This window comes from Streptomyces sp. PA03-6a (assembly GCF_033792765.1).
In the GTDB taxonomy this organism is placed as follows: domain Bacteria; phylum Actinomycetota; class Actinomycetes; order Streptomycetales; family Streptomycetaceae; genus Actinacidiphila.
On record NZ_JARAVK010000381.1, the window covers coordinates 1 to 6094 of the forward strand.

Below are 6094 nucleotides of genomic sequence, written 5' to 3' on the forward strand. Positions count from 1 at the left end.
AGCTGTCATCAAGAAGATGGTCACCGGCCAGGATCCCCTCGTCAGCCTCCGCGCATCCCTCTACGAGGCGAGCTCTGGTGATGACGCGGTCACCCGTCTTGACCGGGCCGATGTTGCGCTGAGGGCGATGGGCGTCAACGACCAGGATGTCTACCACCTTCCATGGAAACACTGGCTGGGCGAAGAACCCGCAATCCGAGCCTTCGCCCGCCGGCTGGCCGGGCGGAGTATCGACGAGTGGGACGAGCTGGAGTGGGATGCGGTTGCCGCGGCACACCGTGCCGGCGAGGCGGTTGCGGCCGCCGCCATCAAGAAAATACTCATCGCCCGTAACCGCAATGAGTTCACCTCCTTCCGCGAACACGTGGCTGCTGCACACGCCAACGAAAATCCGGCCTTGGCGGCCACAAAATTTCTCTATCCTCCTGCGGGGCTCGGGGGTTCAGATGTCTACAGCCTGGATTGGCTGGCCCTGCTGGCCAGTCAAAAAGCGGTTACTCAGGCCTTGGTGAGCAGGTGGATCGAACCGCGTCACATTAAGCACTGGACTGAAAAGGACTGGGGTACTGTCGCGGAGGCTAGCCGCTCCGGTGAGGCGTTTGCGGCCGCCGTCATCAAGAGAATAGTAGCTGACCACGATCTAATAGCCGGACTCGATGTGTTCGCCGACTACCGCGAGGCGCTGAATCTCGCGTGGTTCAACAAGAGCTTCGGGGGCAAAAATGCCGAGGCGCCCTTTCGCTTCATGCAGGCTGCTGACAGGCTGAGACATGGAGGTATAGATATCCTCAGCCTGGAATGGGCGATTCTATCGGTCCGTGAACAAGCCCAGATCAAAACCCTGGTCCGCGACTCCCTGGGCAGCTTGCGCTCAACCGTGGTGGACTGGACTGCCCGTGAGTGGGGTGCCGTCGCCGTCGGCCACGAGCACGCCGGTCAGGCCGCCGCGCTCGCCACTGCCAAGCGGCAAGCCCGATCCCCCCAGCCCGGGCAAAAAAGACCGGGGGGTGGTCTGCACGTGTGGACCATGCAAGCGGACAGCAACACCGCGAATCTGAACATGACCATTCTGGACAGAGCGCTGGCGGACCCCGCTGCGGGGCCGGGTACGGAAGTGCACCGTCAGCGTTTGCGGAAGGCCCTGGATTCCCACCGTCCTGCTTCGGCTGCTGTGGGGCGGGCGGCAGGCGGCGGTCAGAATGACAGGCCGGATACTACCGGCGCGGAGTCTGCTACAGACGCCGTTAATCCAGAAGCCCTGTCCCTGGTATCCGGCGGTGTTCCGCGTCACGCGGTCGGCCGTGTGACCGGCACACCCGGTGGGGATGCCAGTGTTGCCGGTGCCGGTGCCGTGGCAGGTGACAGTGATGACGGGCTCGCGGTGGTCGGTGACGACGAGACGATGGTGGCCGGCGGTGGTGCCGATGACGCCACGGTGGGCGGTGAAGATTTGGCGGCTGGTGAGGCGGGAGCGGAGCAGGGTAAGAGCGGCCCGCCCGGGTCTGGTCACGCCCACGACCGGGTTCGTGCCTGGCTGGCCGGCCAAAGCCCGGACGCTGGCCTTCAGCAGAAGGCGTTCCTGCTGGACCCGGACAGCCGGTTCCCTGCAGAGGACGCCGACGATGATGCCACGTTGGTGGACGGCGGCGACGCCGGTGAGAGCACGCGGGTCGACAGTTCCAGCGACGGTGGCACGGCGTTGATTGATGATGCCGAGAGCGATGAAAAGAAATTGGGACACGGCAAGAACGACCGCACGAACGACGGCATTCTCGCCTGGCGCAACATCATCGGCCATGATCCACAAAAGGAGGCCTTGTTCGACCCCCACAGCCGATTTCCCGCAGTGATCACAGTGAACCCAGCCCGTCAGGCGTCTGGTGGTGCGCTGGAGGGTAGGTCAGCTTCGTTTTCTTCGGGGTCGAGCGGGTCTCGCGCGATAGTTCCGGGCGCGCCCGGTCTCGTTGGAGCTTGGACTGAGTCCGGCGCCCAGTCCCCGCATCACTCGAACGCTAGCCTCTCGCTGACCAACCCGGCTCGCCGTGCCCTATCTCTCGTCGGTAATTTGCAATGGAGCGGTGGCTCCCGAGTCGACGAAGAAGGGCGGCTTGAGACCCAAACCGGTTGGGGAAAGCGAAACGACTTTGCTATGTGGCTGCGTGACGAAAAATTCAAAATCACCCAAGAAAGCGTGATGAGTTGCTGGGATGCCATCCTTTTCAGTGCATATCAGGCAGGAAGTGTAACCCCGTCGCAAATTCGTGACATATACGCGCGAGCTGCTCGGGAATACCTGCATCCTCCCTATGGGGACCCGGATGTGAATGAGAGGAGGCAGGCCTGGCTGGGGAGCATCAAGAATTCACTCAAGAGTGGAGTTGTGCAAGAATATAGGATTAATAGAGTAACGAAGGTTGGTAGTGCAAACATTCCGGAAGGCTACCTGATATTTTTTGGTGGCATGGAGCATGTCGCGATAAGCACGGGGGTGCGGGATCGGCACAATCACCAACAGGTGGTCAGCCTGTGGGTTTACCCCTCTCACTCGCCCGCCGGACAGATGACGAAACAAAGCTATGGCCGGATGCAGTTGACTTCGGTCGAGCAGCTTGCGGGCGCCCCCGGCGTTCAGGGACAAAAAATAGAATACAGTGCCCCATTCTGGGGTAATATGACTACGGAGGTTGTAGGCGTGGTGTCGTCGGAGTGAGTCCGGTTTCTGTGAGGCATCCGTCGATGAGGTCGCTGCGGTACTGGATCTTTCGGAGGCCGCGGCGGAGTGCGCCGATGAGGTGGTCGGGGTCGGTGAAAGCGGTGTTGGCCTGGCAGCTGCGTCGCAGCAGTGATCAGATTCCCTCGACCGGATTGAGGTCCGGTGCGTAGGGCGGCAGGTAGTGGGCGGTGAGCCAGTCCTGATCGTCGATGAAGGCGCGCATCCGGGCGTCCTTGTGCACGTTGAGGTTGATGCCCCTATGTTCTGTCAACCAGTCAGGGACTTCGGCTGCGGAAGTGGTGCGGCCTGGATATACCGGTAGATCTCTCGGGCCACGTAGCGCTTGAGGCATCGGATGATCTCACGTTTGGTCTTTCCCTCTGCGCTGCGTCGTTCGAGGTAGTGCCGGGTTCGCTCTTCTCGACGTAGGCGTGTGAGCACGATGCGGTAGAGAGCTGCATTGGCTTGCCGGTTGCCGCCGCGGTTGAGCCGGCGGTGCCGGCTCTTTCCCGAGGAATGCTCGACAGGACTCACGCCGCAGAGGGCGGCGAAGGACGCCTCGCTGGTGAGGCGGTCATGGTTTTCCCCGGCTGCGATGAGCAGGGCCGCCGCGCTGTCGGGTCCCACTCCGAAGACCTCGAGCAGGTCTGGGTTGAGAGCACGAATGATGGTGGTGATGTGCTTTTTGAGCGCGGTAATTTGCCCGGACAGATGGCGGATGCGCAGGGCCAGAAGCTGCAGGGCTTGTTGCACGGCGCCCTCCTCAGGGTTGAGCTGGGCGCATGCGGCGAACAGTGCTGGCGGGAGATCCTGCGCCGGGCGGCCCAGTATTTCGCCAAGGAGATGAGGGCATGACCGGCCGCTGGGGCTTCATTTCCGCCCACCGCGCCGACTTCGGCGTGCAGCGGATATGCCGGGTCCTTGAGGTATCGCGCTCGGGCTACTACCGGTGGCTTGCCGGCGCGGAGGCCCGACAGGCCCGCCGGGCGGCCGACGACGCCCTCGTCGGGGAGATCCGCGAGATCCACGCCGATCACAAGGGCACCTACGGAGTCCGCCGCATCCACGCCGAACTGCGCGGCTTTGGGCACACCGTCAACCGCAAGCGCGTGGAACGGCTGATGCGCGTCAACTCGATCGAGGGCCGCCATCTGCGGCGGCGTAAACGCACCACTGTCCCGGACCGGCTCGCCCCGCCGGCCCCGGACCTGATCAACCGCGTGTTCCATGCCGGGCCCGACGCCCCCGCTGACCGCCGCCGTGGTGCTGCGCAGTTCCGCCTGGCCGGGGCCGGGTGGCTGGCCCGTAGCCTGAGCGTGGTCTGTCTGGCTGGCGGGTGGCCGGATGCCGCGTTGACGGCGCCGGTCGGGCAGATACCCCGCGCCCCGTCCCACTGCTCCGGGCGGGCATGGTTGCTGTGGGCGGGAGAGCGTTGACACTGGGGGCGGCCCCGCCCGGGGGTGGGGTCCAAGCGCGGGGCCGCCGTGTCTCCATGATGGACACAGGCGAGACGTCTCCGGAATGCCCGCTCACACCATGGAGTGAACGAGATGGCCGGGTCGTTGGCTGGTTGCCGGGACCCGGGCTCGTGGTGGCGTGTCCGGCGGGATCCTGGGTGGTGTGGCGAGGAAGCGGCGTGTGCGCTGGTGTGGGCAGTGTGGGGTGGTGTTGCCGCGGGATGCGGGGCCGAACCGCAGGTACTGCGACACGGCGTGCCGCAGCCGGCACTGGCGACGTGTCCAGCGGCGTGAGGAGATCTACCAGCGGGCCGTCGAACAGAGCCTGGATCTGCTGCGCGGTGGTGGTGAGCTGTGGGTGCAGGGCTTGTGCCCGGCGTGCGGGCGGTCGGTGTCGATCCGCAAGCGCACGGACGCGGTGTACTACTCACCGAAGTGCCGCACCCGGGCATGGCGGCTGCGCTGGCAGCCGGCCGGCACCGCGATCGGTGACGCTTCCGAACGGCCGTCGCGGTAGGCGTCACCGCGTGACGGCTGACCATCACGATCGTGCGGGGCCCGCGGGGCACGACTGATCCCGGCAGCACCCGCGTCCTGCTGCCGCCAGAACTCACCGCCCTCGAGGAACAGGTGCCGTCGGCTGTGGACCGGCCCCGGTTCGACCTGGGCAAGCCCGTTCCCGGGGGCTTGCCCAGGCTGCAGGCCGGGCCGGGCACGCCAGCGGCGGCGGGTCGCCGTCATCGGCTCCGATGCTTTTGGCGTGGTTGCTTCGACCGGGGGCTGGACAGTGGGCTGGACGGTTGCGTGCAGGGGTGTGCCGAAGGTGGGACCGAAGGTAGCAACGCCGGTTTCTGGTGCGGGGAGTTGCTGCAGGTCACGGCCGGTAGGCAAGCCGGTGCCAGGCGACGACACCTCCTCCCTGGCGCGATAGCCACCGGGGAGGAGGACGGTGCGGTGCCGGCGCGGGGGGCCTACGACCCTTGGGTCAGGTGGCTGCGTCGCTCCACGATTGCGCCACTGCGAGGTGGTGTTCGCTGTCGCGGCGGGTCAGGAGGCGCCAGCTGTGCGGGTCGACGTCGGTGTCTGTGGCGGCGGCGCAGTTGGCCATGCCCCCGAACACCGCTCCGGCCAGTTCCTGTCGGGTCAGGTCGCTGATCTGGGAGAGGGCGAGGGCGGGCACCGGGACGGTGATCTGTCCGTGGGCCCATTCGTCCAGGGCCGCGTGTGCGGTGATCGGTCCGGCGCGCACGATGCGGGCCAGTGTGAAGCGGTACGCCACCATCACGCGGTCACGCTCTGATCCCCCTCGGGGTGTCACCCTGCGTCGTGTGCTGGCCCCAGGTCAATGCCCGACAGGGCACGGCGGACGTGCCCACAGACCCGGCACCATCACCTGCGCCATCACCTGCGACAACGCCTGCACCAATACCTGCGCCATCACCTGCGGCTCTGCCGTGACTCACCGGCATGGTGCCGCAGGTCGGACTCGGCGGTGAGTGAGGGGTGGGGCTCTGACTTCCCCTGGAACCGCCCCTTGGATCCACGAAACAGGATGGAGAGGGCCGTTTCGCGGGGAACGCTTCCCTGCCGCTGGGCGGCCCGGCGCCGGGGTACGCGCCCCCGAAGCCGGCGCCCGGGCCCGGAGTTGCGGCGGCGCCGGGGACGAGGGGCCGCGCTGGGCGGGGCAGTGTGGCGGCCGTGGCTGCTCGTGAACGAGGTTCGTTGGCGCCGGACGAACGGCGAAAGTGACTCCCCCCACTACCGCGTGATGGAGATCACATCGGGTGTGAATGTGCTGGTCGCAGAGGGTTGCGGGTCTTGGGGCCGGGTCTGCCAGCCTGACGCCGCCCTGTCCCGGGCCGCCTGTCCGCGACGCAAGGGCCAAGGAGTCTCCACGCTCCACGCCTGTCCAGCACACCCCTGC

Annotated in this window: 4 protein-coding genes and 2 pseudogenes; 3 read left to right on the plus strand and 3 right to left on the minus strand. The window is 66.2% G+C overall.

Annotated elements, in window-relative coordinates; all coding sequences use genetic code 11:
• Positions 1-2710 (plus strand): annotated as a pseudogene (locus PV350_RS43475) (hypothetical protein); the annotation flags it as partial.
• Here PV350_RS43475 and PV350_RS43480 read toward each other — a convergent pair.
• Both PV350_RS43480 and PV350_RS43485 read right to left on the minus strand, forming a co-directional pair.
• Positions 2676-2963: pseudogene (locus tag PV350_RS43480) on the minus strand (transposase); the annotation flags it as partial. The pseudogenes PV350_RS43475 and PV350_RS43480 sit on opposite strands and share 35 nt — an antisense overlap.
• Before the next feature lie 17 nt (positions 2964-2980).
• Positions 2981-3466, minus strand: coding sequence for a transposase (locus PV350_RS43485; protein ID WP_500338896.1), 486 nt, complete (start codon positions 3464-3466; stop codon positions 2981-2983).
• A 98-nt stretch (positions 3467-3564) separates the two neighbouring features.
• On the opposite strand from PV350_RS43485, the gene PV350_RS43490 reads away from it, so the two are divergent.
• Entirely contained in the window at positions 3565-4149 is a 585-nt protein-coding gene (locus PV350_RS43490) for an IS3 family transposase (RefSeq protein WP_500338898.1), read from the plus strand.
• A gap of 229 nt (positions 4150-4378) precedes the next feature.
• A complete protein-coding gene (locus PV350_RS43495; RefSeq protein WP_500338900.1) occupies positions 4379-4687 on the plus strand; it encodes a hypothetical protein in 309 nt (102 codons plus the stop codon).
• A 468-nt stretch (positions 4688-5155) separates the two neighbouring features.
• Here PV350_RS43495 and PV350_RS43500 read toward each other — a convergent pair whose 3' ends face one another.
• Complete coding sequence (locus PV350_RS43500; protein WP_500338902.1) at positions 5156-5455, minus strand: hypothetical protein; 300 nt, start codon at positions 5453-5455, stop codon at positions 5156-5158.
• Positions 5456-6094 lie beyond the last annotated feature (639 nt).

Bases quoted from the DNA above. Each gene is read 5' to 3' on its own strand.
- PV350_RS43490 (WP_500338898.1), top strand. From the start codon at position 3,565: ATGACCGGCCGCTGGGGCTTCATTTCCGCCCACCGCGCCGACTTCGGC.